Raw genomic sequence first — 26,260 nt, forward strand, 5'->3', positions numbered from 1 at the left:
AATCATTGGGAGTCTGCCCCTATCTCACGTGCGGTTACCCGGACAGGCTCCTAGCCAGAGGTCAGGTCGAATTCGAGCGCATGACCGAAGCTCCGGGCCCTACCGGCTTTTCCTTTTCCCAGCCGACACATCGGATGGAACCGCCACGGCTGGCTGATACTGTGGTAGGGGCTGCCCAGTCCCCGTCAGTGCCGGTCCTCCTGGGCTTTCTAGGGACCACCTCCTCGAAAAACTGCGTGTTCGACTTTGCGGTAACCACAACAGAAGAAGGGGAGGATCTAGATGGATCGGGAGATGACTATTCGGCTCCCAGTTGCTAACAGGACGAAGAACCCGCCTGCATGGGCCATCGGTGACCAAACGGACCATCAGGTCTGGTATTATGTCAACGAGCACGGAGAACCGTGGGTTGCCAGGTGCGAAGGGGACAAACTACTGATTTCAGGGCTCGACGTCAGCTGGGAAGAGCTCGAGTTGAGCGTCGAGCAAGTCAGGGCCGAAAGAGAGCGGCTGGGCTTGCTTGTCGCCGCAAGCCAACTCGCTGCTGTCCATCCAAAACTGGCTCAGATCATGGCAGAGTCAGCATCCACTAGATCCTTTTCACCCCACACCTGCCCGCTCGGAATGATCGTACTAGACCCCGGCGAGCAGTTGTGGGTACTGTCCGTCCTAAATGCAGCCTTGCCCTGCATGGAGCTCGCGCGAGAACTCTAACCTTTTCCGGATCCCTCTACCCCGCCCCGGCGGGGCTTTCTTGTTGCAGGTATTCCCCTTCCACCCGCCGAATTCTCGCACAATCGAAAACGCACTCCTATCGCAACACCGGAGGCACCCACCATGCCCACCCCCGCCCACATCCGACTCAACGCCCTGTGCCCCTATTTCACAATGTTCCCCCTCGACTTCCCCACCCACCACCTGGCCCAGGCCCGGCCGGGCGAGTGGGTGCTCGACCCCTTCTGCGGCCGGGGCACCACCAACTTCGCCGCCCGCCTCCGCGGCCTCCCCACTGTCGGCATCGACGCCAGCCCCGTGGCGGTGGCCATCGCCCGGGCGAAGCTGGTCCAGGTCACCCCCGACGAGCTGGTCGCCGAGGCGGAGCGCATCCTCGCCGGACCCGAGCCGGCCGACGTGCCGGCGGGACCCTTCTGGGACCTCGCCTTCCACCCCCGCACTCTGGCCGACCTCTGCCGGCTGCGGGAGGCGCTGCTGCGCGCCTGCGACTCCCCCGCCCGGGTCGCCCTCAGGGGACTGATCCTCGGCATCCTCCACGGCCCCCGCACCAAGCGGGCGCCTTCCTACCTTTCGAATCAGATGCCCCGCACGTACGCCACCAAGCCCGAGCCCGCCGTCCGCTTCTGGACGCGCCGGGGCATGGCGCCCCCGGCGGTGGACGTGCTGGACGTCATCGCCCGCCGGGCCCGGTACAGCTTCGCCGCCCTGCCCCCGCCGGTCCCGGGGCGCATCCTCCTGGCCGACAGCCGGGAGCCGGGCGCCATCCCCGCCGTGGACGGCGGGTACCGCTGGGTGGTCACCTCGCCGCCCTACTTCGGCATGCGCTCCTACCAGTCCGACCAGTGGCTCCGGCTCTGGTTCCTGGGGGGCGAGCCCACCGTCCGCTACATCCACGAGGGGCAGGTGAGCCACCTGCAGGGCGAGTACCAGCGGGACCTGGCGGCCGTCTGGCGGAGCGTCGCCGCCCGCTGCCGTCCGGGGGCTCGGCTGGTCGTCCGTTTCGGCTGCCTCCCCACCCTGCCCTGCGACCCCCGCCAGGTGATGGCGGAGACCCTGGCGCTCTCCGGCGCGCCCTGGCGCATCGTGGCGGTCACGGGCGCCGGCGTACCGCCGCGTCACCGCCGCCAGGCGGCCCAGTTCGAGCAGACCCGCCCGGCCATCGAGGAGATCGACCTCGTGGCCCTACTGGAGGAGTGAGACCGTGCTGCACCCGGACGCGCTCCCCGGTCTGAAGGAGCAGATCATCCGCCGCGCTGAGGCCGACCGCGCCCTCCTGGACGACCTGCGCCGGGAGGTGCGGCAGCTGGCCGGCCACGTGCGGGTGGTGCGGCCGCGCTCCTCCACCGCCATCTCGCTGGTGGCCAGCGACGGCGGCAACAACAAGCTCGTCTTCGACCCCTTCTACGTGCAGGTGGTCCGGGTGGTGGACTCCTACGGCAAGGAGCTGCTGGTGGACGTGGTCTCGCCCACCACCGACCCCGACTCCCTGCTGGAGCGCCACTTCACCCCGTCCGGTGAGCCCCGCACCGCCCTCGGCCGGCTGATGGCCGACCTCGGGGCGCGCAGTCTTTCCGAGCTCAGCCACATGATCCCCGACGGCCGGCGCGTGCGTGAACGGCCCGAGACGGTGAGCCCCTCCTGGGTGCAGGTCTACCGCGACCTCTGCGAGTGGGCGGTGCTCTACGAGCGCATCTGCTACCAGACCTTCGCCACCGACACCCTCATCGTGCGGGACGGCCTGCTCCGCTCCAAGATCTTCCGCGGCGAGCGCTTCATCCGCATGCGGGAGCGGATGGAGGTGGCCATCGAGCGGGTCTGGCGGGAGGACCGCCGCCGCATCTACCTGGTGGGTATCGCCAAGCACAGCCAGGTGCTCACTCGCTACGGCCTGGCCATGGCCATCGAGGAGATCTTCCCCAGCGGCGACGCCCGCTACGTACCCGTGCCCCGGGAGATGGAGCTGAAGGCCTACAAGTGGCAGGAATGGGCCCGGGGCGCCGAGACCGAGGAGGGGGAGGCCCCCAAGTTCGTGGCGGGCGACATGTTCTTCGTCCGGTTCGGGCCGCACTCTGGCGACCCGATCTGGGCGGTGGATATCTTCTCGGCGCAGCGGGACCGGACCGACGAGATCCTCGGCCACCTGCTCGCCGACGCCCGCGACGGCTTCCCCATCCCCTACTATCCGCTCTGCCTCCAGCGGGCGCACGAGCACGCGCAGCTGGCCGACTTCGACTGGCAGATCCTGCAGGACCAGGTCCTGGAGGCCATACGCAGGCTGCTCCCCGACGGGAAGCAGCCCCTGCTGGACGCCTACCGGCTCCGGGCCGACGTGACGGGGGAGAGATACGGATGACGCTGTTTCCGCGTGACCAGGTGGTGGGCATCTTCCGCGGCTTCAGCCAGGGCGGCCTGGAGTTCCACGCCGACCTGGTGCTGCCCTACCGGAGCGAGTTCCAGTCCATCCCCATGCACGGCCAGTTCCTCCTCGTGCAGCTGGAGGACCAGAACGAGGCCGTGCTGGGGCGCATCACCTCCATGTCGGCCGACGGGCGGCTCGCCCAGGGCCAGGGGGAGGATTACGGCCTCCGGGTGGTGGCCGGCGAGCGGGAGATCCCTGAGGAGCTGCGGGAGCAGTACCTGAAGTACCGGGTGAACATCCGGGTGCTGGGGGTGCTCCGCGAGACCGGCGGCAAGATCGTCTTCGCCCCGTCCCACCGGCGCCTGCCCCACCTGGGCAGCCGGGTGGCCTTCCTGTCGCCGGACCTCCTCCGGGAGGTGGCGGGCCACAACATGCCCGGGGCCGAGCTGGGCTACTTCGCCCTGGGCGAGTTCATCTACGCCGGCGGCGACCCGCGCCTCAGGCCCCTGGACTGGATGCGGGTGGTGGAGCCGACGGTGGTGCCGCGCTTTCCCATCCACCAGCTGGTCTCCCGTCGCACCTTCGTCTTCGCCCGGGCGGGCTTCGGCAAGTCGAACCTGAACAAGCTGCTCTTCGCCGGCCTCTACGAGGAGACGCCCACCGTGACCAAGCGGGGCGGCCGGCAGGTGCCGGTGGGCACCGTCATCTTCGACCCCGACGGCGAGTACTTCTGGCCCGACGACAAGAACCGCCCCGGCCTCTGCGACGTGCCCCACTTGCAGGACCGCATCGTGGTCTTCACCAACCGGGAAGCCCCGAGCCCGTTCTACGCTTCCTTCGTGGCCGGGGGTATCAAGCTGGACATCCGACGGCTGCGGCCGGCCGATGTGATCTCCATCGCCCTCTCGCCCGAGAAGCAGGACCAGCAGAACGTTCGCAAGCTGAAGGGGCTTAACGATGCCGCCTGGGCGCAGTTGGTGGACGCGATTGACGAGGACGGCAACTTCACCGACCTGGATTTGGTGAAGAACTTGCTCGGCCTCGAGGAAGGGCAGGAAGCCGAAGCGCTGGCCGCCCGGGCCAACATGACCACCATCGTGAAGATGCTGCACGACCGGTCCAGCCAGATGCTGGACATGCTCCTCACGGCCTTGAAGCGCGGCTGTATCTGCGTGGTGGACGTGTCGCAGCTCCGGGGCCACTCCGCCCTGGTGCTCTCGGGGCTGATTCTGAACCACATCTTCCAGCACAACCAGGAGCAGTTCACCCGGGCGGAACCCGACACCATCCCCACCATTGCCATCATCGAGGAGGCCCAGTCGGTGCTCGGCCCCAGCGGCGGCGCCAGTGCAGAACCCTACATCGCCTGGGTAAAGGAGGGGCGCAAGTACGACCTGGGCGCGGTGATGATCACCCAGCAGCCGGGCTCCATCGCCACCGAGATCCTGAGCCAGGGCGACAACTGGTTCGTCTTCCACCTCATCTCCGCCGCTGATCTGGTGGCCCTGAAGAAGGCCAACAGCCATTTCAGCGACGACCTGCTCGCCTCGCTTCTCAACGAGCCCATTCCCGGCCACTGCGTCTTCTGGAGCAGCAGCGGCGGCAAGCCCTACCCGGTGCCGGTGCGGGTCTTCAGCTTCGAGGAGCGGTATCAGGTCCTGGATCCGGACGGGACCCGGGGGCCGGTGCAGACCTTTGCCCAGGAGCTGCGGGTCACCTATGCCGCCGTCCTCCGGCCCGGTGCGGAGGCGGCCGCGGCGCGGGCGGCAAGCGTGACAGGCAGAGGGGGTGATGCCGCTGGACCGGAAGCCGGGGAGTCTTCGGCAGACAGCCTGAGGGAGCCGCTGGCCCGCGCTTTCGTCCAGGTGCGCGCCGATGAAGAACTCATGGAACAGTTGCGTACAACTGGGGTGCCCTGGGGGGTCCTTGCTGGGAAGATCAAGGAGCACCTCCCCGTCGAGTGGAATGACCGGGACGACCGGGCCTATCATAACGTGCAAACGTTTCTAACGGAGACCTTTGGGCCGAAGAACAAGAACTGGAAGACGGAGAAGCGGTTGACGAAGGACGGCACCCGCAAGGTGACTTGGGTCGTCGTCTCAGGCCGGGCGGGTTCCGATGCCGCTGACCGCTAGTCGCAGTGTCCCGGCTCCATCCCCCGAGCACGCGGCATCTGTGCATAGGGAGGAAGCCCGGTAGCGCACCCGACCGGCGCCAAGCGAAAACTCCGGCACACGGGGGTCGGCAGGTCCCCGGAGGACCGTAGGTGTAGGGGAGCGGGGTGTTGCGGGTCGCGGGCCGGAGCAGCTGCCTGCGCAGTCGGGCGGACGGCAAGGCAAGGATTTGGTGAGCGCTGGCGTCTGTGACAGCATGGTGTCACAGGGGGCGACTATCCTGTAGGGGGGTGAGGTAAGACACCGGTCGCCCTGAGGGTGACTGCCGTGTGAGCACGAATGGATCAGGGCAGGAGGAATTGACGGACGGTCGATGTTCGCGGCGTTGTGCGCGGCTTGCCGGTCCGGCTGTGCGTGACGATGCTTTACGCTTATCTCAAGAGGTAATGTTCTCCAACACGGTGAATCGATTTTAATGAGCCGTCATTCAAAACTGGCAAGAGTTCGGGCCCTTGCGGACAGGGGGATGGGAGATGACCGTACTCGAAGGTACGCAACTGGTCCGAGAAATGAAAGTATTACTCGAAAAGCTTCAGGCGCTGGACGCGCTCGATCCCGCTTGGCAGGACTTGGAGCAGGTGATGCTGGACCTCCAGGCCTTGACGCGGGAGAAGGCCGAGCAGAGGGCCGAGTGGCAGCGCACGACGAACGTGGCCAAGTACCTGTCCGAGTTTGCCGCGGTTTTTGCCGACGACCTGAGCTTCCACGAGATTGAATGGCCAGAGCCGTGGTCGGCGGCGGTTGCGGTGTACATGCCCGGCCGTGACCAGGCGAATCAGGTGCGCGCGCTACTGGAAGGGCTCGGCAGCCTGTTCCAGGAGCACCGGGCCCTGCGTGAGCGGCAGGCGGCCGCGGCCACCGGCAAGGAGTTGCGCACCATTCGGGAGAGGCTCGTCACGGTAGAGTCTGGCATCGCGGAGTCAAGTGAGCAGGTGTTGACCCTTCTCAGTGCGGCCCGGATCGAGGTCAGCGCACTTCGGGAAGAACCTGCGCCCGGGGCCGCCGGCCCGGAGGCCGCACCGGAGCAGGAGGCCGGGCCCGAATCGGAGGCGACGACGGGGCCCGAGCCTGAGGCCGCACCGGATAAGGCGGTCTCCCGCGGGGAGGCGGCGCCGGAGCCGGCGACCGAACCGGAAGTGGGTCCCGAGCACCCGGCCGAGTCCGGTTCGGAGCCGTCCCATGAGAACGAAGCAGTGACCGGGTTGGGTGTTGCGGCCGAACACGCGGAGCCGGATAAACCCGAGGCAGCGCCGGGGACCGAACCGGATGAAGGGGGCGGCTCTGCAGCCGCGGATCTCCCGGCGGTGGGTGCACGGCTCGGGCACAGGGCGGAAAGTGAACCGGCGGCTCCTGATTCGCAACGGTGGCTATGGAACTGCATTGAGGCTGGCGACCTCGCCACGGCCTACTGGCTGGCCCACGGCAGTGCTGACGTGCCATCCTGGCTGCTGAAGGCGTGCCTCCTTGCCCGCCACGTCCGGGTTTCCGGCGACGACGCAAGCAGTTCGCTGGCCGCGATCATTTTCGAGCACGCCGACCCCGTTGCGGAGGCCCAGTCAGTCGGGCTCACTCGCACGCAGGCTGAGCTTCTGACGGCCGTCGCGTCCATAGGCCCCGCCCTGAAGGCGCCTGAGACCGGGGCGCTGGGCTGGCTCCAGGACTCGTCTTCGCTGGCCCGGTATGTTCCCTTCCTCAAGCCCGTCCTCGATTTCGCTACTTGCGGCATCGCCCTGGGGCCGGAGGCGATTGCCGAAGGGCGGTCGCAGGAGCAGCGGCGCGCCGAACTGAGCCGGCTCCGGCAGGAGGCTGAGGAGTGGCTCACACAGCAGCGCGGTGCACGGTTGACGTACGCCCTGGCTACAGATGCCCTCCACGCGATGGTGAGCGCAGACCACCTGCTGGGCCGAGCTGTGAACGCAGTCGTGAATGATGACCGGAAGGCGTACGGTCTGGTCAGGCGAGTGCTGGATGAGTACCTGTCCAGTCAGGACACCATGGACTGGCTGATCGCCGAAACGGTAAGGGACCTGCGGGGACCGTCGGCGCCGCACATCGTCGGGAAACCGCTGGAGACGATCTTCTCGCGGCTGCATGGGATCCGGGACGTGCTCTCGGCCTGGTCGGACTTGGTGCGTGAGCCCGAACTGGAGCAGAAAGGCTGGCGTGAGTCGCAGATCGCCGCGTTTCGTGAAGCCTTCCGGAGCGTCTGGAACGAGTGCCAGTCGGGGCCGCCTGCCTCCCTGATGGCGGAGCCGAAGACCGCGTGCCTCGCCCGCCTCCTCTGGGCAGAGGCCGGCGCGTTGGCACGCACGGTGATCCTTCCCGGTCCCGGCGAACAGCTCGGCGAGGCGGCGCAGGTGCCGCTGTCGGCGCTGCTCCGCCGTCCGCTTTTGCTGCTGGTGCCCTCCCCGGTCACGTCCCAGGGAGGCGTCCCCGATAAGCTGGACGACCGGCAGGTCCAGGCGCTTGCAAGCGTGCTCAGCGAGCGGGTCACGATGCGGGAAGCCCTCGAGCGCCAGGTACAGGCGCGGGACTTCCTGGCGGCCCGCCTCCTGCTGGAGGAGGAGGAACTGGCCGGAGACGCCCAGTTGCGTGCCCGGGTGGAGCAACAGTTCCTGGAGACGGTCGGGCTTCTGAGGGAGCGGGTGGAGAACCTGCGGCGGGACCTGGAGTTGAGCACGGTCCTGCACGTGGTGACTGACGCTGAGCGGGCGGACTTTGAGGGCCGCCTTCTCTCGGTGGAATCGCAGCTCGACGAGAACCAGCGCTGTTCTGAACTGTTCGGGGAGTGCGACCGGGTCGAACAGGAACTCAACCACCTGCGCGAGGTGCGCATCAACGCCCTCCGGGAGCGGATCGACGAACTGAGCAAGGACATCGAACGGGCTGAGGGACAGACCAGGGAGGCCGCCGAACGCTACCGGAGCAGCGCGGTGGAGGCGTTGGACCGGGGCGACCTGGCCCTGGCCGACGAGTACATGTCGCTGGTGGAACGGACCCTGCAGTTCGGGTACGAGGACGAGGAGGACGTTCACCTCAGCAAGCTCCCGCCCGACAGGTTCGACCGGTTCCGCAACGCCATCGAGGGCCTGACGCAGAAGCTGGAGGAAGACGACCGCGGCCGGCGGACCCGCGTGCGAGATCAGCTTGCGGCGGCCAAGGGGATCCCGGGCGTGCTGGACCAGACCAACGTGCCGGGCGCCCGGAAGGTGGAGATCGCTGAGGCGCTCGACGGCTTCCGCCACTTCAAGGCGGGACCTTCCCCGAAGCTGGACAGGGAGCACGAGAAGTATGTGAAAGACATCATGACCTACCTCGGCTTCCAGCGCCCGTCAGAGGTGGCGCGCAGGGCGATGGCCCCCTCGTACTGGCATTACGAGGTTCACACGACCGATGCGGGTGCCTCGCCTCTGCCCCACTTCGGATCACAGCGCAACGGCATTTACGACGTGCTCTTCGTCTGGGAGCGGCCCAACGCCGAACGACTGGGCCAGATTGTGCAGGAGACCCACACGATGACGCGTTGCCCCATCATCCTGTTCCTCGGGCGGCTCTCGTTCAAGCAGCGGGAAGAATGGGGGGCGTACTGCAAGAAGCACGAGCTGACCGTCCTCCTGGTGGATGAGACCTTGCTCTACTGGCTGGCCGGGATCCGGGAAAACCGCCTCCGCCACGCCGTCGCGTACTCGCTGCCCTGGGGTTACGCGAACCCCTACACCCCGGTGGCGGGCGGCCTGGTGCCTCCCGAGATGTTCGTCGGGCGCAAGTCGATCATCCGCGAGCTGGCTGATCCTCGAGGCAGCGTGATCATCTATGGCGGCAGGCAGCTGGGCAAGTCGGCCATCCTCCGGGCAATTGAACGGGATTACCACCGGCCGGAACGCAAGCAGTTCGTCTACTACGACGACATCCGCAACCTGGGGAAGGTGCAGGACACCTCGGAGGTCTGGCGCCAGCTCCGGGCCTGGGCGGTCGCCCAGAAACTGGTCGACTCGAAGGTGCTGGACCGGCGCGAGAACCTTTCGGCCGAGTTGATCAAGTACTTCGAGAAAAACCCCGAGGCCCGGGTACTGGTGTTGTTGGACGAGGCGGACAGCTTCCTCGAAGCCGATGCCAAGCAACAGTTTGACGAACTCCACGAGCTCAAGAAGCTGATGGATCAGACTGACCGCCGGTTCAAGGTGGTCTTCTCAGGCCTGCACAGCGTCCAGCGTTACTGTGCCATACCGAACCACCCGTTCGCGCATCTGAACCCGATCGGGATCGGCCCCCTGGAGCCAGCCGACGCCCGGACGCTGATTGTCGAGCCGATGCAGATGCTGGGGTTCGTGTTCTCGGAGGAGAGCGAGCGGGCCATCTACCGCATCTTCGCCATCACCAACTACCACCCGGCCCTCATCCAGCACATCTGCGGCGAGCTGGTCCGCAACCGTCGGTCGTTCCGGCCGCCGTACCGGATCACCGTCAAGATGATCGAGGACCTAGCCCGCCAGCCCAGTGTGCGCCAGTTCATCAGCGAGCGGTTCGTCTGGACGGTCGGCCTGGACCCGAGGTACGAGGGGCTCGTCTACAGCATGATCCTGGAGCAGTCCGGCGACCGCGACGGCTTCCGCCGGCACTTCACCGTCAGGGAAGCCCTGGAACTGGCGCGGTCCTGGTGGCCCAAGGGTTTCGACCGCATGACCACCGAAGAGGCCGCCTCGCTCCTCCGGGAACTGGTCGGCCTGGGCGTGCTGGTCAAGCTGGACTCCGGCACCTTCCGCCTGCGCAATGCCAATGTGGTACGAATGCTCGGCTCGCAGACCGAGATCCTGGAGCGCATGGCGCAGTTGGCCGAGTCCGAGCCGAAACAGGAGTTCGACCCGCGCAAGGTGCGCATGAAGCTGCCCGATGGACGCGAAGCGTGGAGCCCGCTCACCCTGGAGCAGGAGGCGGAGCTGGGCAAGTGGCAGACCGGCGTGCATCTGGTGTTCTGTTCAGACGCCCAGGGGCGCCGCCGCCTGGTAGAGGCGCTGGAGCGGGTCGTGCGCGGCCCGGCCGGTGCTCAGGCCGAGGGCGCGGTGCTCACCCCACCGCCGGAGTGCCTCTCCATCAACGGGTTCCGGGCGTTCCTCGACAGCAACCTCAGTCGCGCCAAGAGCGGGCGGTACATCATCCACATAACGGCGACCCACCTTTTCCACTGCGCCGACTCTCCGCGAGACACCCTCGCACAGATCAGGTCGCTGCTCGATCGCCGGCGGTCGCGGCAGAGAACCCTGCACTGCGTGGTCTCGTTTAACGCCGAGGAGACGGCTCGCTGGTGCCGGGACCGGTCCCTAATCGACGTGGAGGCGGCGCAGACCAGCGTGGCGGTGTGTTCCCCGTGGCCGCGAGAAATGATCCGTCACTGCCTCGAGCACCACGGGATGATCGTCAACCAGGCGGTCATCGACGAGGTGACGGCGGCCACCGGCGGCTGGCCGATACTGGTCGAAGAGATGATGCGCCGCCTGCCGGAAGGGAGTCTCGAGAACGTTGATCCCCGGCCGGTCTGCCGGAGCCTCCGGAGCGAGCTGGAGCAGCAGGTTGAGCTGGCGCGGCAGTTTATGGAGGACGTGGGCGTAGACCACGTCGCACTGGGCCGGGACATCTGCCGAATGGTGGTGGCACTGGAGCCAGGCGACTATGGCGAGATCACGGCCGACCTGATTCCGGGCTCGCCCCCCGAGGCGGCAGTGGCCCGCGACGTCCTCATCCTGCAGCGGCTGGGGGTGCTCAGGCGGGAAGGCGAGCGGGTTGTGTGTGACCCGGTGGTCAGGGTGGCCATGGGCCTATGACAAGTGCGGTCCTCAGCGACTTGACGAGCTTCACGGCCGCTGCCAGAGACGTGGTCGACGACCTTCGCCAGGGCTGCTCCGTCGTGTGGCTCTTCCCGAGTCCTGAAATGCGTGATCAGATGGAGCTGCTGGTTCGCCACGAGTGCGCCCGCTGGGAAATGAGGGCGGTGGACTTCAGCCTGGGCAGCCTGGACGCGCAGCCACGGCCGCTGGCATCCTTGCTGGCGGATTGGCTGGACCTGGAGCCGCCCCGCGCCGGCTGCATCTGGACGCCGGAACTCCTGGTTGACGCAGAGGGCACCCCGGATGTGTTGATTCTGTGCGACCTGGAGCAACTCCCGGAGCAGGAACAGGCGCGGTGGCTCGACTTCATGGTGCAGTGGAGCCACGCGGCAGGGGCCATGGGCGCTTCGAAGGCGCTGCTGGTGCCGGTGGCCTCCAAGCTCTGCCGTCCGGTGTCACCCGAGGTTCGGCTCAGGGTGCGGCGATTCTGGCGTTGGGCATCCCAGTTGGAGCTCCAGACTCTCGCACGGGAACAGGCCGGACCTGATCTGGACAGCCGGGTCTGGAACGAGTATGTGTACGCGTCTGTGGCGGCGGGCGACCCGCTCCTGCTGGACTGGCTCCTCGACAAGCCCGACCTGGACGGGGAGGAGCTGTGGGAGCACCTGGTTGCCTACGGGGAGATGCGGGGCTGGACCAGCAGGGCGCTGATGGATCGGCGGGCGGCGCAACTCTGCGACCTGCCCCACGCCGCCCGCCTGCGGGAGTACGCCGATGTGCCGGCAGACTTCGAGCCACTATGGCAAGTCGGGGCGCTCACACATACGGTCGAGTACGGCCTTGAGCTGCAGTCTGCTGCCGCGGCTATGTTGGGCCGCAGGGACGTGATCGAGCACCGGGTCTGGCGCGGCCAGGTGCAGGCCCTGATGCCGGTGCTGGACGCTCTGCGCCAGTCGCTCTGCCATTACCTGACCCGATACCACGGCCCCGGCTGGGTGAACCTTGCCGATCCGCAGAACAGCTACGAGATCAGCGGGACGCCCGACCAGCCCCTGAGCGAGTTCAACCACATGAGTCGGGTACTTCGCAGCCCCGCCCTTCGCATCCCACAGCACATGGAAGTATCTGCCATGGTGCAGGAGTTGCGCCACTACCGAAACTGCCTGGCGCACTATACCCCGATCAGCCGCTCCGACGTCGCCCGCCTGTTCCGTGTGGTCCAGCAACTGGAGCGGTTGCGCTGACACAGCACCGCAGTTATACGAATCGTAAGGCGTGCTGCCAAACATACCCGACCAGTATTACAGGTATGGTGAGGAACGACATATCCTGCCTCGACCAGCACGGGACGACACTAGTTTCCGCTCGCACCGGTCCTGGCTACATGGAAGAGCGCGACCGAAACGGCATTGTCATCGCCGCCGGGCTGGCTGCGCGCTACGGGGAGCGCTTCGTTCCCTGGAGCTTCGCACCCGATGCCTACCGGCTGGTGGCCAGAAGTCCTAGTGGGAAGCCCCTCTCGCCGCAGGACCGGGAGGCCCTGATGGCCGTCACGGGGCCCATGGCGCCTACGGCCCGGGCCGTTGCCGCGGGCGGGGTGACAGCCTACCAGGAGCAGTTGGTGGACAGGTTACTGGAGGATGTGCTGGGGTAAGCGCGCCTGATGGCTCCGGCTATGGCGGCGACGCCCCTGCGGCCTCGTCCCCGTCCCGTCGCACCAGGCCTTGTGCCTCCCACCTTCTACCGTGACGCACGTGGGGCTGCCCCGCTGTTCGACCAGTAGGCCCGTTGCGACTAGATGTCCGCTATCTTGAGGAGGTACTCCTCTTGCAACTCGACAGACTCCAGGCAATCCAGACCGTGCTGTGGGCCTACGAGACGCTCACGGACACGCTGCTAAGCGCCGCACCTACCTCCGGGCTGTCTCACGTGCTGGCCCTGGAACTGCACGCGCTCCACGGCGGCCCCGAGGACCTCCGCCGGCCCCCGCAGACGACGCTGCATTCGGCAGAGGAAGCGTTGATCGACTGGCTCAACCGGCTGCAGTCCGTGGTGGCGAGCGCCAGGGACCAGGTCCGGGCAGGTGAAGTGGATGAAACCCTGCACACGCTGGACAGCGTCTCCGCTGCGCTGGTCACGTACAGCGCCGCCCGCCGGATGCGGCTGGATATGCTCGGGGAGTGGGCCCGGCTGGCAGATGGCGGCGACGTGACCGCCGACTGCTGGCCGGCCCAGAGGCACCGACGGGTGTACACGAGCAGCGCAGATCTGCCCCGCTTCGAGTTCAGCTGGATTGAGGACTGGCTCCTGGCCGGCCGCAACCCGCTCACGGCGCTGGACGTGAAGCTCCTCGTAGCGCTGGGTGTGACGCATATCCTCGATCTGCGCGAAGAAAAGGAATGGACCCCGCCGAAGTTCGGGGCCGAGGCGCTGGATGCCATCGCCAGCATGGGGCTGAAGCGGCTGCACTTGCCCGTCCGCGATGGGTTCTCCCCCAGCCCCGAGCAGTTCGAAGCAGCCTGTGATTTCCTGGCGTCGGTCGAACATGGTCGGGGAGAACGGGTCTACGTTCACTGCCGGGGTGGCATGGAGCGCACTGCTTGTGTTCTGACAGCGTATGTGGCCCGGCGGAGCGGTGAGCCCTGGCAGGCCGTGCTGGCGCAGCTCCAGCGCCGGCGCCCGAAGTTCCGCCTGTGGCCTGACCAGGAGCGCGGACTGCGGGAATGGACCGGTGGGGGATCGAGCGACCGCCACGGCCACCGTTGACCATGCGCAACGGAGGGATGGTGGTAGCACCGGCGCGTGCTGCGGACCGCACACCGGCGGTCACCCGGTGGCGCGTGCCCGCTGTCCGTGAGGCCCCGGCGTGAATCTGCCCCGCCCGGCGGGGCCTGGCGGCCAGCGTGGGGATCAGCCCCACCTGGCCTTACTTCGCGTCCAAACGGATGCAAGACCGGACAACAACGTGGTGAAGTTCTGCGTCAGAAAGGTAGCTGCATTTATGCGTAAGGGAGGGAAGTTCGCGTGATCACGACTTGGGCACGGCGGACGGTGGCGGTCGTGTTGGCATCCGTCCTGACGCTGTCCGGCATCGCGCCTGTCGCCGCGGCCGAGGAGACCGCGGCCGCGCAGGTGCAGGCCCTGGAGGAGCGGGTTGCGCAGCTCGAAGCGCGGCTCCGTGAGGCTGAGGCGACCATCGACAGGCTCCTGCAGGAGGTCGGAGCGGTGACCGCAGCGCAGCTGCCCGTGAACGCCGTCTACAACCAGGTCCGCCCGTCGGTGGTGGGTCTCCTGGTGCAGGCGGCCGACCAGTGGGGGCGGGCGGCGTACCGCAGGGGCACCGGCGTCGTCGCCTTCAAGGATCCCGGTGGCTCCGGCGTGCAGGTGCTGACCAACCGGCACGTGGTGGAAGGCGCTACCGTCATCCTGGTCCTCTTCGACGACGGGCGGGTGCTGGAGGGGCAGCTCTGGGCCTACGACGTCGACCTGGACTGGGCCACGGTGCTCGTCAGGGGCGATAACCTCCCTGAGCCGGTTCGTTGGGGCGATTCCACCAAGCTCAGCATCGGCGATCCCGTGGTGGTGATCGGCAACCCCCTCGGGTACCGCAACTCCGTCTCCGTGGGCATCGTCAGCGGGCTCGGGCGGTCCATCAGCAACAGCGGCTACTCGTTCATCCAGACCGACGCGGCCGTCAACCCCGGAAACAGCGGTGGCCCCCTCCTCAACCGGAACGGCGAGATGGTGGGGCTGGTGACCACCAAGGTCGCCGACGTGGAGGTGGAGGGGCTGTCGTTCGCCATCTCCACGGAAGCGTTGCTCCAGGCCCTGGCGATCAACAAGCGGGAGTCGCAGTCCCGGGCGTACTTCGGGGTCGTGGTCGCGGAGAGCCTCGCCGCCACTGAGGGTGCGAACGCCGATGCCGGGCTGACCGTGGTGGCCCTGGATCCCATCGGACCACCGGCCAGCGCGGGGGTTCGGGTGGGCGACGAGATTGTGGCCATCAACGGCCAGCCTGTGCGGACCCTGGCTGACATGCGCCGCCTGGTGGACACCCTGATCCCCTGGCAGGGCCGCTTCACGGTGACGTTCCGCCGCGGATCGCGGCGCATCGAGGGCGGGGAAGTCGTGTACGGCGTGGCCGCCACGCAGACCAAACCGGTCCGCCGGTTCATGAGCCGGGACCTGTACGACTGGGAAGGGGCTTTCTGATCCGTGGCGCGCCCCCGGAAAAAGGGCACAGGGGCGGTGCGCCCCTGGAGAGACCGCCTGCGAGGGCGACTGGGGCACGGGACCGTGCCCCCGGGCAGTGCGCCCGGCTGCGCCCGGGGGCGGTGCCCGTCCAAAGTCCGTGCCGTGTGTGCGCACGGCGGCAGCCGGGGCCGCAGGGCCGGATGGGTCGCACCGCCCACCTGCCAGGCTCGCGTGCCTGTCTGCCCGAGGCGGTGGCCCAGCGATTGGCGGAGGCCTACCTCCCATAATCGCGTTCCTGCCCGCCCGAGGCGGTGGCCCAGCGACTGGCGGAGGCCTACCTCCCATGATCGCGTGCCTGTCCACTTACAGGATTCTGGGGAGGAAATGGTGAACTCTGTGGCGAGGTCGTCAGGGACCGAGCAGCCGCCCGGGCGGCTGCTCGGTCCGGACTCGGCGACCGGGAGACCGCATCGCCCTGCCGGCCCGCAGGGGCCGCCCTTCCGGTCGGGGCGCAGGGGTTCGGTGGCGGCTCCTCCACGCGAGCAGGAGGGCTTCTCATGGAGCAGCTGCGTTTCGATCTCGAAGACGAACGCTCGCCGTTTGCCGCCATCGCCGCACTGGGCGGGAGAGTCGAGGCCGAGGCGTGTATCCCCTGGCTCCGCAGGCACGACCTGATGGAAGAGGGCGAAGGTCAGCGTGCGGAGGAGGGGCGCGGGTCCGTCCTGACCGTGCGGGCGCAGAAGCGCCGTGCAGACGAGCTCAGGCGCATCAAGCAGCAGCGAACCCAACGCGGTGTCTACGACCCATACCGGGAGCAGGTCTGGTCCGAGTACCAGGACCCCTCCGGGGCGCTGGCGGCCCTGGACCTGAATCGCCCGCCCGTCGACGCGATCGCCTTCTACCATCCCTTCCACCTGGAGCCGGCGGAGGAGTGGGGGATCTACATCCGGGTGGACGGGCTCCTCGGCTACGTTCGCGACCTGGCCGGCCTCCTGAAGGGCAGGGTGTTCGCCTTCTCGCCGGACAGCCTGCTGGCGTTTGCGCTGTCTGAGGTCTTTCACCACGAGTTCTTCCACCATCTCGAAGAGTGTGCGGCGACGACGATCGAGATGCTTTCGTCCGCCCAGGGGGAGGTCAGGAGGATCTACTGGGACTACCGCAACCACCATTACGAAAGGGAACTGGGTCCGCACCCCCACAAGCCGCTGGCGGAGGCCCTTGCAAACGCCTACGCCTACAACTCGTTTTCGTTCTACCAGCGGGCCAGGCTCAGTTTCCGCGTGGTGCAGGTGCGCATGTATCAGGCCATCATGCGCCAGTGCTGGCGGTCCGAACCCCCGGGGTACTGCCACGCCAACCACTACACCGGCGCCAAATACGTCTCAGGTGCGGCGCAGCTGCTGGCCATGATGCTCCGGAGACGGACCATGGCTCCCGAGGCCCTTTCGCTCCTGGCCAAGTGCGTGTTCTTGCACGGGCACAGCGCGTTCGCGCACAAGGCCCGGGTGCCCACCTACTTCGTGGGCTCCCGGGCGGCCCTGGAGACCTTCGCCGAGCTGGTGCCGGCGCCGGTGGAGACCTGTACAAACCTCTTTGCGCTGCAGCTCGAGGAGACGGCCGCACTCGACCTCTACCTGGCGCAGCGAAGGGTTCAGGAGGGGCAGGCTGCGAACCCGTGAGGCTCTTCCGGTGATCGAAGCTTCGCCGGCCACGGCCTGCGCGAGGCTTCGTCGCTTGCAGCCAGTCGCCGGGGCGCCGCGGGAACGGCTGGACGAGATTGTCGACTGCGAGGCGAAGCGTCGGCCCTTGTCGGGAATTGATAGGACTCTTCCGATGAAGGTGACAAGCGTATTTGTGACGAATATACCCTGTGTTCAGCATAGTGAGAAAGGAGTTGTGAACCGAGTGCGTCGTTTCCTGGTTTGGCTGCTGACGCTGTCCATGCTGCTGGTTCCCGCGCTGGCTGGGGCGGAGACCTCGATCCGCCTGGTCGTGGACGGCGTGGAGGTCCAGACCGACGTGCCCCCCGTGCTGGAGGCGGGCAGAGTCCTGGTTCCGGTGCGTGCGGTGGCCGAGGCGCTGGGCTTCGAGGTGGCGTGGGATCAGGCCACCCGGACCGCCACCCTCACCAAGGGTGACAAGGTGATCGCACTGACTGCTGACAAGGCCGAGGCGCTGGTGAACGGCGAGGTAATCACCCTCGACGTGCCCGCGACCATCCGTTCTGACCGCATGCTGGTTCCGGTCCGCTTCGTCGCCGAGCAGATCGGTCTGAACGTCGATTGGGACCAGGAGACCAAGACGGTATCGGTCGCGTCGGCGCCGGCAGCCGAGTCCGAGGAGTCCGCTCCGGCGGAGGAGCCGGCGATCGATCCGGAGATTGCCGCGCTGCTGGAGCAGGCGGAGCAGGCCGCTCCGCAGCGGGTCACCGGCGAGTTCGCGGTGACGGTTGAGGCTCAGGACAAGAGCGTGGACTATACCGTGAGCGTGGAGGGATACCGGAGCGGACCTGACGAGGCGCTCCTCTACACCACGTTCAAGACGCTCGAAGCTGATCAGAAGATCGCCGTGGCCTTCTACAAGGGGCAGGTCTGGACGCAGACTCCGACCGGTGAGTGGGTCGCCAGCCCGTTGGGCGAGAAGTTCATCCCGAATGACCTCTTCGACGATCCGGGCACCCTGGTCCGCCTGTCGTACAGGGATCTCCTGAAGCTGGTGGGCGCCCAGTTCACGCTCTCGCAGCAGGCCTACGAGGACACCGAGATGAAGGTGCTGACGGTGAGCGCGGACGTGGTCGGGATGGCCACGCTGCTGCCGGTCGAGGTGACGGGCGAGTCCGAGGAGCAGGCCAACGGCCGCATCGAGATCGTGTACTGGTTCAACGCCGACAACAGCATTCACCATGCTGACCTTCTCATGGAGGTGAGCACCGAGCTCGCGGTGCCGGCCAAGATGACCGTGAAGGGCACCCTGTTCTTCGAGCCGTGGGACCAGCCGGTCCCGTGGCCGGCTGAGGTCGTCGCATCCGCCGAGGGCGGCGAGGCTTCTGAGGGCAGCGAGGCTGGCGAGGGTGCCTCTGAGGGCACCGAGGCCGGCGACGCGGCCGAGGGTAGCGAGGTCGGCGACGGCAGCGAGGCCGGTGAGGGTACCGAGGGCAGCGAGTCCGGCGAGTCGGGCGACGCCTCCGAGGGCGGTGAGTCCGGCGAGTCGGGTGACGCCTCCGAGGACGGCGAGTCCGGTGAGTCGGGCGACGCCTCCGAGGGTGGTCAGTCCGGCGACGGTGCCGGCGAGAAGGAGTCCGGCGAGGAGTCCGAGGGCAACGAGTAGCCTGCTTTACGCAGGTGGGGCCGTCCGGAGCAGCCTGATCTGCTCGGGACGGCCCCCTCGCATTGGTTTTCGCCCTGACGAAGCTACGGCCCAGCGGACCCGTCGACATTCACTGCGAACAGAGACTACGCGCCGGGGCGAGGGGACCTGCGGTGCGCCCCGGGGATGGGCTGAGGAGGCAGCCGTGCGCGGGCGGCAACGGCCGTCGCACGAGGAGGGCGGCTCCGGAGTGTTCCCGTGGAATGTGTCCGCCCTGCAGGTCAGGCCGCTCACGTGTTGAACTGTAACACCATGCTCTTCACCAGGAGGCTCCGGCGCATGCGCAGAGACCAACCCGATTCGCTCCCCCGCAAGGTGCTCTCCCTGGCCGCGGCGCGCGCAGACCATCTGGCTCACACGCTGGGCCCGAAGCTGCGGGAGTATCTGCAGGAAGATACGGTCGCCGAAGACGTGGCGTGGGGCCTGACGCGCTGCTTTCCCATCGAACTCTTCGACGAACTGGAGCCCGAGGTTCAGGAGCTCGCGACGGACTGGCTGGCCTTCGAGTTCGTTACCCACGCGGGCGATACCCTGGCGCAGCGTTTTGCCTTGAACGAGGCGCGGCTCTCCCCGGACGAGCGGGACACCCTCATCGACTGGAACGACGGGGCCGTCCCGGGCTTCTTCCGGGTGGACGCGGTCTCCGGCCGGGAGGCGAGGCTCACCCGCCTTCCCGACGATGCGTCCTTGGTGGCCCGGACGCTGGGCGCCACGGTCCGGCCGGGGAACCTGGTGATGAGCTGGCTCCTGCCCACGCGGCCGGTCTATCATCTCGGCATCCACGCGGTGGTGCTCGACGGGGATTGGACGGACGGGTTCCGGCACGTCCTCACGGTGGAGATGGACCTGCTCCGCCGGCAGCGGCCCGGCGCGACCTGGGACGAGTTGTATCGAACCTCGTGGCCGCGCATCATCTGGTATCTCCTGTTCCTGGCGAACGGCGAGGAAGCCCTGCGCATTCAGGCGCCCCCGGGCCCGGCGGTCCTGTGGGACGGCCGGTGGGTCGAGGGGGCCCCCGAGTGGTGGGAGCAGGCCGCCTACTGGGTCCGCACCTACGTGCAGCAGTATGCGCGCATCCCGGAGGAACCGGCGGCCGGAGCGGAACGGCTCTGGTGGGACGCAGCGCTGGCCCTCAGGCCGAAGCAGGCCCGGCCGGAAAGCTGGGCGGCCGGCGTGATCTACGCCTTCCGGCGGTTCGTCCTGGGCGATGGCACGGTCACCCAGGCGGAAGTGGCGGACCAGTGCGGCGTTCCGGTGTCCGCGGTGGGAAACCGCAGCCGGCAGGTGGTGAAGGCCCTGGCGGTGCAGCCCTTCGACCCCCGCTACGTGGACCTGCTGGCGCCTGACGTGCGCGTGCTGTGGGAGATGCACTGCCTGGCTTCGGTGGGCTCGGCTGGGCCGCTCACAGAGGCAGACGTGTTCAAGATGAGTCCGGAAAGCCTGCTCGCCCTTCACCGCATGCTGCGGGAGATGAGCCGCTACTTGCGGGACTGATCCTCGTTCCCCTCACCCGCCGGCTGAGTTGCCGGCGGGGTTTCAGTTTTCCGAGTCCCGGGGGCCGGCGGGGTGGCCCGGCGCGCGCCTGGCCCTGTCAGAGGTTGCGGGCGGTGCCGTCCGGCGCCGCGCTCTCCCAAACCGTACGGTGGAAGGCGTAGAACCGGTCCATGTACGTCTTCAGGAGGCACAGGGCGATCTCTTCCCAGAGCCGCACGTTGCCGAAGTTGTGGAATTCCAGCTCCTCCGCGGGGATGAGCAGCCGGTACCAGGAGGGGTCGTCCAGCACGGCCTGGATCGCCGGGGGGGCCACCATGAGGTTCTGGTAGCCACGCTCGGCCTTGTAGCGCTCCAGCTCGAAGTAGAGCCGGTCGCGGCTCAGGAACGCCAGGTGCTCCGGGCCCAGGTGGGCGACGTGGGGCCTTTCTTCCGCCTCGCCGCCGGCGAGCCCGCGCGACTTCATGGCCCGGATCTGCGGGTAGAGGTTGAACTCCACAGGGCGCTGCCGGAGCTGCTCCCGGAACCGGTTCGGGGCGTCCCCGGGGCCGGCGAGCACGAGCCTGGGGCCGAACCGCCGGAAGGCGTCGGCCCGCGCCGCCAGCCCCATCGCCACGGAGCCCGCGGGCGGCGGTTCCGGCCGATCGGGCCGGAGGCCGCCCTCGCCTCTGTCGAGCCCTTCCTCGGCCAGGAACTCCCGGAACTGCGCCATGTAGTCGGCGCGGATGCCGAAGATGCTGAGCGTCTCCAGGATGTCGAGGTGCCGGGGAACGGCGACCCCCTCGGGAAGCGGGGCGTGGGCGCTGCGCTTCAGGGAGTCGCCGTAACCCCGGAGGCGCACGCCCCGGCCGAAGAGCTGGATGACCTGCGCCCCCTCTGAACGGCCCACGTTCAGCAGCCCCATGGTGCTCACCCGCCAGCTGTTCCAGCCCTCGGTGAACTTCCGGGCCCCGATGAGCACGTGGATGCTGGAGTCCGGCGTGTTGATGGCGTGGAAGAGCGAGCCGGTGAAGAGGGCCTCGGACACGTCCAGGCCGTGTTCCGCACAGAGCCGGCACAGCCTGGCCGGGTCGCCCACGTGGATCAGGCCGAACGGCGGGTTCTCGCCCACCCGCAGGGCGATCTCCCCGGCGGCGCTCCGCAGGTTCTCCAGCCGCAGCGCTCCGCTGCCGGGGGCGTGGAAGAGCAGGGCGAGCGTCTCCCCGTAGAGCGCCTCCGGCGAGAGGCCCGTCTCATCCAGGTAGCCGAACCGGCCCTTGCACAGGTTGCGTCCATCCGCCGCCACCAGGCCCTCTTCCAGCAGGCGGCGGATCCGTGCGGCGCTGCCGCGGGCGTCCGTCAGGTACCGCTCCAGGAAGAGGAGGATCTCCACGATATCCGTGGCCTCCCGCGTGGAGAGCCCCCGGGTCACGCTGCTGCCCACGTACACCCAGAGGGGATTTTCGATGTGGAAGGGACTGAACTCCGCCCTCCGGTCCCGGAAGAGCCGCAGCTTCTGAAAGAAGTCCAGCAGCCCGGCCGTGAGGTAGAGGTCCAGCTGCGTCCGCTCCGTGGCCGAGTCGAGGTTGAAGATCAGGTACTCCTTGCCGAAGCCGTCCGCGTAGAAGTGGCGGTAGGAGTAGTCGAAGAGGATGCTCCGGGCATAGAGCTCGGTGAGCGGCCGGCTGTCCTTCACGGCCTGTCCGAACGTGGCCGAGTACTCGAAGGAGAAGCCCTGCTCGCAGAGGCGGTTCCGGTACTGCATCCAGGCTCCCTGGTCGCCGCTGCTCGCGCCGCGGTGCCCCTCGTCCACCAGCACCAGGTTGTGGCCCTCGAACGCATCCACGGCGATGGTCTTCTCGCCCGGCTCCTCCCTGAGCTTGTGGATGTCGAGGACCTGCACCGGGGCTCGCCGGAAGAGGGTGACCCGGTCCGGGTCCACCAACTCGGCGGCGATGCCGGAGGCCGCAAACTCCCGCAGGTGCTGCCGGCTCAGCCCTTCGTTGGGCGTGAGCAGGATGACGCGGCTCAGTTCGTGCCGGCGCCCGTGGCGCTGCAGGTAGTGCCAGTACTGCAGGATGTTCATGTGCATGAGCAGCGTCTTGCCGCTGCCCGTGGCCATCCAGAACGCAAGCTTGTTCAGCTGTGGCCCGGGCTCCGCTGCCTCGTCGAAGGGGGGCAGCCGGTCGGCCGGCGCCCTGCCCTCGTTGTAGGCGGCGATCTGCCGGTTGAGGGCGGAGCGCAGCCCCCCGGGATCGGTGAAGTAGCGGTCCAGGTAGATCTCGGTGAAGAGCAGGGCGAGGTACTGGAAGTACTTCCACCGGACCGGCGCCAGCCCCCGGCGCAGGCGGGCCTCGTTCAGCCGGGCGGTGTGCCGGGCGATGTTCTGGTCGTATTGGAGGAGCAGGTCGTCGGGCAAGTCGGGCCGGTGCGGAAACCGGCCGGTGAGCACATGGTGGAAGTGGTGGACGTTGCTCTCGTCCTGCCCCTCCAGGTCGGGGCTGCGCAGGGGGAGAGCCAGCTCGTCGAACCTCTGCACGCCGAAGAGGGAGAGGAGCCACTGGTACAGGATGAGCTTCTGCGCAAAGGGGACCTGCCCGGCCTCGGGGGCCCGCGGCTGGCCCGGGCGGCGCGCAGGCGCCCCGGCGGTCACCTTGTGCGTGTGTGCGCGTGATGCTCCCGTCTCGACGGCCATCAGACGCCCTCCGTTTCGGCGAACATGAGGCGGTGGAACTCCTCCTCGATGAGGCGTACCGCAGAAGCGGTCCCGGCTCCCGGCAGGCTGCCGAGGGTGTGGCTGCCGTTTACGTAGACGAGGTCCCACCCGGGGCTCTGCCGCCGCCGGTCCAACCACCGCCCCAGCACCAGATCGTCCCGCTCGGGATCGCCCGTCAGCCGCCGCCAGATCATCAGGGCGCGCCGCCCGTCGGGGGTGACGCCCTCCACGGACCGGAACCACCAGGGGCCCTGGGGGTCCGGCAGGATGTCGCCGTCCAGGACGAGCCGCCCGTCGGCCTCACGGCGGAACGCGGCCCGGAAGCGTTCGGGGGCGCACATGCGCGTGACCGAGAGGCCGAGGAGCCAGTTGAAGGTCTCCATCAGGTCGACGGGTACCGCCCGGGTCTCTTCGCAGCCCGGTCGCCTCACCTTCAGGCGGTAGGCGGTGGGATCGGCGAAGGCCTCGACGCCCAGCAGGGACGCACGGCTTTCCACGTCCAGCATGTAGCGGAGCAGGTACTCGTCCCGCACGGCGGGGTTCTCCCGGGCGAGCCGCGCGAGCAGCTCCTCCTGCGTCGGGGTGCGGCGGAGTTCCAGGTTGTTCAGGGCGTCCTCGTAGGACTCCAGGCGCATCACCTTCACGACCCGTGGCCCCCGCCGGACCTCCTCGGGGGTGGGCAGGCGGACGGGCCGTCCGTCCCGCCAGTCCGGCGCGAAGACCGCCTTCTTGATGCGGGGCACCAGCAGCGCGTCGAAGCACTGGCCTGCCTCCACCAGGATGAACCGCCGCCGGGCGTCCTCGGCCCGGTTCAGGCGGATGACCGCCTGCCCGGTGGTGCCGGAGCCGGCGAAGAAGTCCAGCACCCACGCGTCCGACCGGGACTGGGCGACGAACACCTCGACGAGCGCCACCGGCTTCGGATAGTCGATGCCCCCGGCGGAGCCGAACAGCTGGGCCAGATCCCGGCTGCCCGCGGCGGTGGTGATGTCGGTGATCACGTCCTTCAGCACGGTGGCGGCGAAGTGTCGGACCTTCGTGTAGATCCGCACGCCCTCGGCGGTCTGCACGAACTCGAGTTCGGCGATGTCCCGGGCGATCTTCTCCTTGCTCCAGCGCCAGGCGTGGTAGCGGTGTCGCCCGTCGTTGTTGCGCCGCGGGGGGATCTTCACGAAGCCGGGGTAGTCGACGTCCTCGTCGACCGCCGAGAAGCGGACCTCGCCGGTTTCGAAGTTGTAGTGGATGTTGAAGACCAGGTTCGGCCGGGTCTCTTCATTGAACTTCGAGTTGGTGTTGTGGAGCTCGTTCTTGGTCACGTAGGGGCCGAGCGTGTCGCACTTCGTGTCGTAGTCGAGGCCCCTGTACGCGCTGGGCATCAGCTCCTTGAGCCGCCCGACGGGCGCGGTGAAGACGCCGGCGTCCGGCCCGCCGAACGCCAGGACGTACTCGTGGGTCCCGGCGGCGCCCCGGCCGGCGATCTGGCGCCCCTTGAGGTTGTTCACCCAGACGAAGGTGTTCAGGTACCCTTCGGGGCCGAAGAGCATCTCCCCCAGACACTTCAGCCGCTCCACCTCGTTGTCGTCGATGCTGATGAAGAGGGTGCCGTCGGGGGCCAGCAGCTCCCTGGCCAGGGCCAGGCGGTCGGCCATCATGGTGAGCCAGGTGGAGTGGCGGTAGCGGTCCTTGTAGGCGAACCCGTCGTTGCCAGTGTTGTACGGCGGGTCGATGTACACGAAGCCGATCTGCTGCCGAAAGCGGGTCTGCAGAAGGTCGAGGGCGTGGTAGTTGTCCGCCTGGATGAGGATGGCGTCGGTGAGCTCATCCAGGTCCCCGAGGGCCTCCAGCAGCCGGCCCTTGAATTCCTCGCTGAAGTGGCGGGTGTCCACGGGGAGGGAGGGGTGCGCCAGGAGGAACTCGAGCGCGCGGTCCCTGGCGGAGGGGTGGCCTGGGGGCTCGCCGGGTGCGACGCCTGCTACGACGTCCGCCGGTTGCCCCGATGGCCCGCCGCCGACGTCGCCGGTCCGGTGCCCCAACTGCTCGCCGGGGCCGTCATCGGTCTGGTCTCCCCATTGCACGCCGGACCTCTCGCCTGCTCGTCGTCCCGGCTGCCGGTCAGGCCCGTGCTCCGTCCGCGGCTCCCACAGGAACCCGAGGCGGTGCCACTCGGCCCACTGTTCTGCGTTGGCGGCGATCTCGGCCAGGAGGCGCGAGCGGATGTCCTCATCACCAAGAGCGAGGATGGCGGCCAGCGTGACGCAGTACTGCGTGTCCACCACGAACTTCTTCTTCCGCCACAGTTTCTTCTGGAAGTCTTCGATCTGGGCGAGGAAGTCAATGATCTTCAAGGCGATCTGGCGGATGACCTTGATCTTCCCGAGGTGCTGCTCCACAAGGGGGGCCGCCCCGTCCACGAGGTTGTCCACCTGCAGGACCTCGTTCTTGAGGTAGAAGTCCAGCTCCCGCCGGAGGAAGCCGCCCAGGTCCTTGTGGATGAAGTAGTCGAAGGTGTTGCGTGCCGTGTAGCGCCGGAGGTGCGCCTCCAGCCGCGTGTAGCCGGCCGGCCGCCCATCGGCCAGGACGTGTTCCCGGCCCAGCTCCTGAATCCAGGGGGACAGGGCCGGGTCTTCCACGCCCAGCACCCGCGCCACGGCGATGGCGATCAGTTCCTTCTGCGACGGGGGCTTCGGCCGCCCCTCTCCCGCCGGCCAGTCGGCGGTGGTGGCCGGCCGGTACTCGAACCGGATGACCAGCTCCCCGTCCTCCTCGGCGATGAAGTCCCGGGCCGCCAGCACGAAGGCCCGGTCCTCCGCCGCCTTCACGTTCCCGTGCTCGCCCTCGGCGGCATTCACCAGGGTGAAGTGCACCCGCATGGGATGGGCCTCGTCGTCGGGGCGGAGCCGGAAGGCGTAATCCCGCAGGTACTCGCCGGTCTTGATGTAGTGCTGGTCGCTGTTTACCCAGTGCAGCCGGACCTCCTCGCCCTCGTAGGGCAGGGCGTAGACGCCCTCCCTGTAGACGCGCCGTGGGAGGAAGTCTCCCTCAGAGTAGTAGCGGCTGAAGAAGCGGTAGAGCTGGTCGTAGACTTCCGCCTCCAGCGCAGCCCGGTCGGGGATGCTGCTCCGCAGGTTCGTCGGATGACCCGCGTGGTCTGCCGCCGGTGCTGTCGCCCGGGCCGCCTCGACCCCTTGCTGCCGGGGTTCCGCCCGGCCTGCAACGCAAGACTGGCTGAGCGCCTCCCGGACCAGGGGCGGCAGGCGCCGCTCCAGGAAGTCTCTGATCTCGTCCGCCCGGGCGCGCAGGATGCGGTAGATTCCGAAGTCCAGGTCGGGTTGGTTGAGTTGAAAGAGCTCCAGGAGGAGCGCTTTCAGCCGATCGTACTTCTCTTCCATGCCCTACTCCTCCGGTGGCGTTGTCGGCCCCATCC

General features: G+C 68.0%; 14 protein-coding genes. 12 read left to right on the plus strand and 2 right to left on the minus strand.

Annotated features, from left to right (window positions below):
- Positions 1-282 precede the first annotated feature (282 nt).
- From AB2385_RS12750 to AB2385_RS12805, 12 genes are all read left to right on the plus strand, one after another.
- A complete protein-coding gene (locus tag AB2385_RS12750) occupies positions 283-714 on the plus strand; it encodes a hypothetical protein (protein ID WP_367655394.1) in 432 nt (143 codons plus the stop codon).
- A gap of 123 nt (positions 715-837) precedes the next feature.
- Entirely contained in the window at positions 838-1,932 is a 1,095-nt protein-coding gene (locus tag AB2385_RS12755; protein ID WP_367655395.1) for a DNA methyltransferase, read from the plus strand.
- 4 nt (positions 1,933-1,936) lie between these two features.
- Entirely contained in the window at positions 1,937-3,088 is a 1,152-nt protein-coding gene (locus AB2385_RS12760) for a hypothetical protein (protein ID WP_367655396.1), read from the plus strand.
- Entirely contained in the window at positions 3,085-5,229 is a 2,145-nt protein-coding gene (locus tag AB2385_RS12765) for an ATP-binding protein (RefSeq protein ID WP_367655397.1), read from the plus strand. The genes AB2385_RS12760 and AB2385_RS12765 overlap by 4 nt, the downstream gene beginning before the upstream one ends.
- A 512-nt stretch (positions 5,230-5,741) precedes the next feature.
- Positions 5,742-11,087, plus strand: a complete 5,346-nt coding sequence (locus tag AB2385_RS12770) for an AAA family ATPase (protein WP_367655398.1) — start codon at positions 5,742-5,744, stop codon at positions 11,085-11,087.
- Positions 11,084-12,334: a hypothetical protein gene (locus AB2385_RS12775; protein ID WP_367655399.1), complete on the plus strand. Its 1,251-nt coding sequence runs from the start codon at positions 11,084-11,086 to the stop codon at positions 12,332-12,334. The genes AB2385_RS12770 and AB2385_RS12775 overlap by 4 nt, the downstream gene beginning before the upstream one ends.
- Before the next feature lie 140 nt (positions 12,335-12,474).
- Positions 12,475-12,744, plus strand: coding sequence for a DUF2399 domain-containing protein (locus AB2385_RS12780; protein ID WP_367655400.1), 270 nt, complete (start codon positions 12,475-12,477; stop codon positions 12,742-12,744).
- Positions 12,745-12,917: 173 nt separating this feature from the next.
- Positions 12,918-13,856: a dual specificity protein phosphatase family protein gene (locus tag AB2385_RS12785; protein ID WP_367655401.1), complete on the plus strand. Its 939-nt coding sequence runs from the start codon at positions 12,918-12,920 to the stop codon at positions 13,854-13,856.
- Positions 13,857-14,114: 258 nt separating this feature from the next.
- Positions 14,115-15,302: a S1C family serine protease gene (locus tag AB2385_RS12790; protein WP_367655402.1), complete on the plus strand. Its 1,188-nt coding sequence runs from the start codon at positions 14,115-14,117 to the stop codon at positions 15,300-15,302.
- 539 nt (positions 15,303-15,841) lie between these two features.
- Positions 15,842-16,963: a hypothetical protein gene (locus AB2385_RS12795; RefSeq protein WP_367655403.1), complete on the plus strand. Its 1,122-nt coding sequence runs from the start codon at positions 15,842-15,844 to the stop codon at positions 16,961-16,963.
- A gap of 226 nt (positions 16,964-17,189) precedes the next feature.
- A complete protein-coding gene (locus tag AB2385_RS12800) occupies positions 17,190-18,611 on the plus strand; it encodes a stalk domain-containing protein (protein WP_367655404.1) in 1,422 nt (473 codons plus the stop codon).
- Positions 18,612-18,929: 318 nt separating this feature from the next.
- Entirely contained in the window at positions 18,930-20,144 is a 1,215-nt protein-coding gene (locus tag AB2385_RS12805; protein WP_367655405.1) for a hypothetical protein, read from the plus strand.
- A gap of 97 nt (positions 20,145-20,241) precedes the next feature.
- On the opposite strand, the gene AB2385_RS12810 is transcribed toward AB2385_RS12805, so the two are convergent.
- Positions 20,242-22,815, minus strand: coding sequence for a DEAD/DEAH box helicase family protein (locus AB2385_RS12810; protein WP_367655406.1), 2,574 nt, complete (start codon positions 22,813-22,815; stop codon positions 20,242-20,244).
- Positions 22,815-26,225 (minus strand): DNA methyltransferase, encoded by a 3,411-nt coding sequence (locus tag AB2385_RS12815; RefSeq protein ID WP_367655407.1) that lies wholly within the window; start codon positions 26,223-26,225, stop codon positions 22,815-22,817. Before AB2385_RS12815 ends, AB2385_RS12810 begins: the two co-directional genes overlap by 1 nt.
- Positions 26,226-26,260: the final 35 nt, after the last annotated feature.

Origin of the sequence: Symbiobacterium sp. (assembly GCF_040797425.1) — a bacterium.
GTDB lineage: Bacteria > Bacillota > Sulfobacillia > Symbiobacteriales > Symbiobacteriaceae > Symbiobacterium.

Bases quoted from the DNA above. Each gene is read 5' to 3' on its own strand.
- AB2385_RS12795 (WP_367655403.1), top strand. From the start codon at position 15,842: ATGGAGCAGCTGCGTTTCGATCTCGAAGACGAACGCTCGCCGTTTGCC.
- AB2385_RS12755 (WP_367655395.1), top strand. From the start codon at position 838: ATGCCCACCCCCGCCCACATCCGACTCAACGCCCTGTGCCCCTATTTC.
- AB2385_RS12805 (WP_367655405.1), top strand. From the start codon at position 18,930: ATGCGCAGAGACCAACCCGATTCGCTCCCCCGCAAGGTGCTCTCCCTG.
- AB2385_RS12775 (WP_367655399.1), top strand. From the start codon at position 11,084: ATGACAAGTGCGGTCCTCAGCGACTTGACGAGCTTCACGGCCGCTGCC.
- AB2385_RS12750 (WP_367655394.1), top strand. From the start codon at position 283: ATGGATCGGGAGATGACTATTCGGCTCCCAGTTGCTAACAGGACGAAG.
- AB2385_RS12810 (WP_367655406.1), bottom strand. From the start codon at position 22,815: ATGGCCGTCGAGACGGGAGCATCACGCGCACACACGCACAAGGTGACC.
- AB2385_RS12815 (WP_367655407.1), bottom strand. From the start codon at position 26,225: ATGGAAGAGAAGTACGATCGGCTGAAAGCGCTCCTCCTGGAGCTCTTT.
- AB2385_RS12770 (WP_367655398.1), top strand. From the start codon at position 5,742: ATGACCGTACTCGAAGGTACGCAACTGGTCCGAGAAATGAAAGTATTA.
- AB2385_RS12765 (WP_367655397.1), top strand. From the start codon at position 3,085: ATGACGCTGTTTCCGCGTGACCAGGTGGTGGGCATCTTCCGCGGCTTC.
- AB2385_RS12780 (WP_367655400.1), top strand. From the start codon at position 12,475: ATGGAAGAGCGCGACCGAAACGGCATTGTCATCGCCGCCGGGCTGGCT.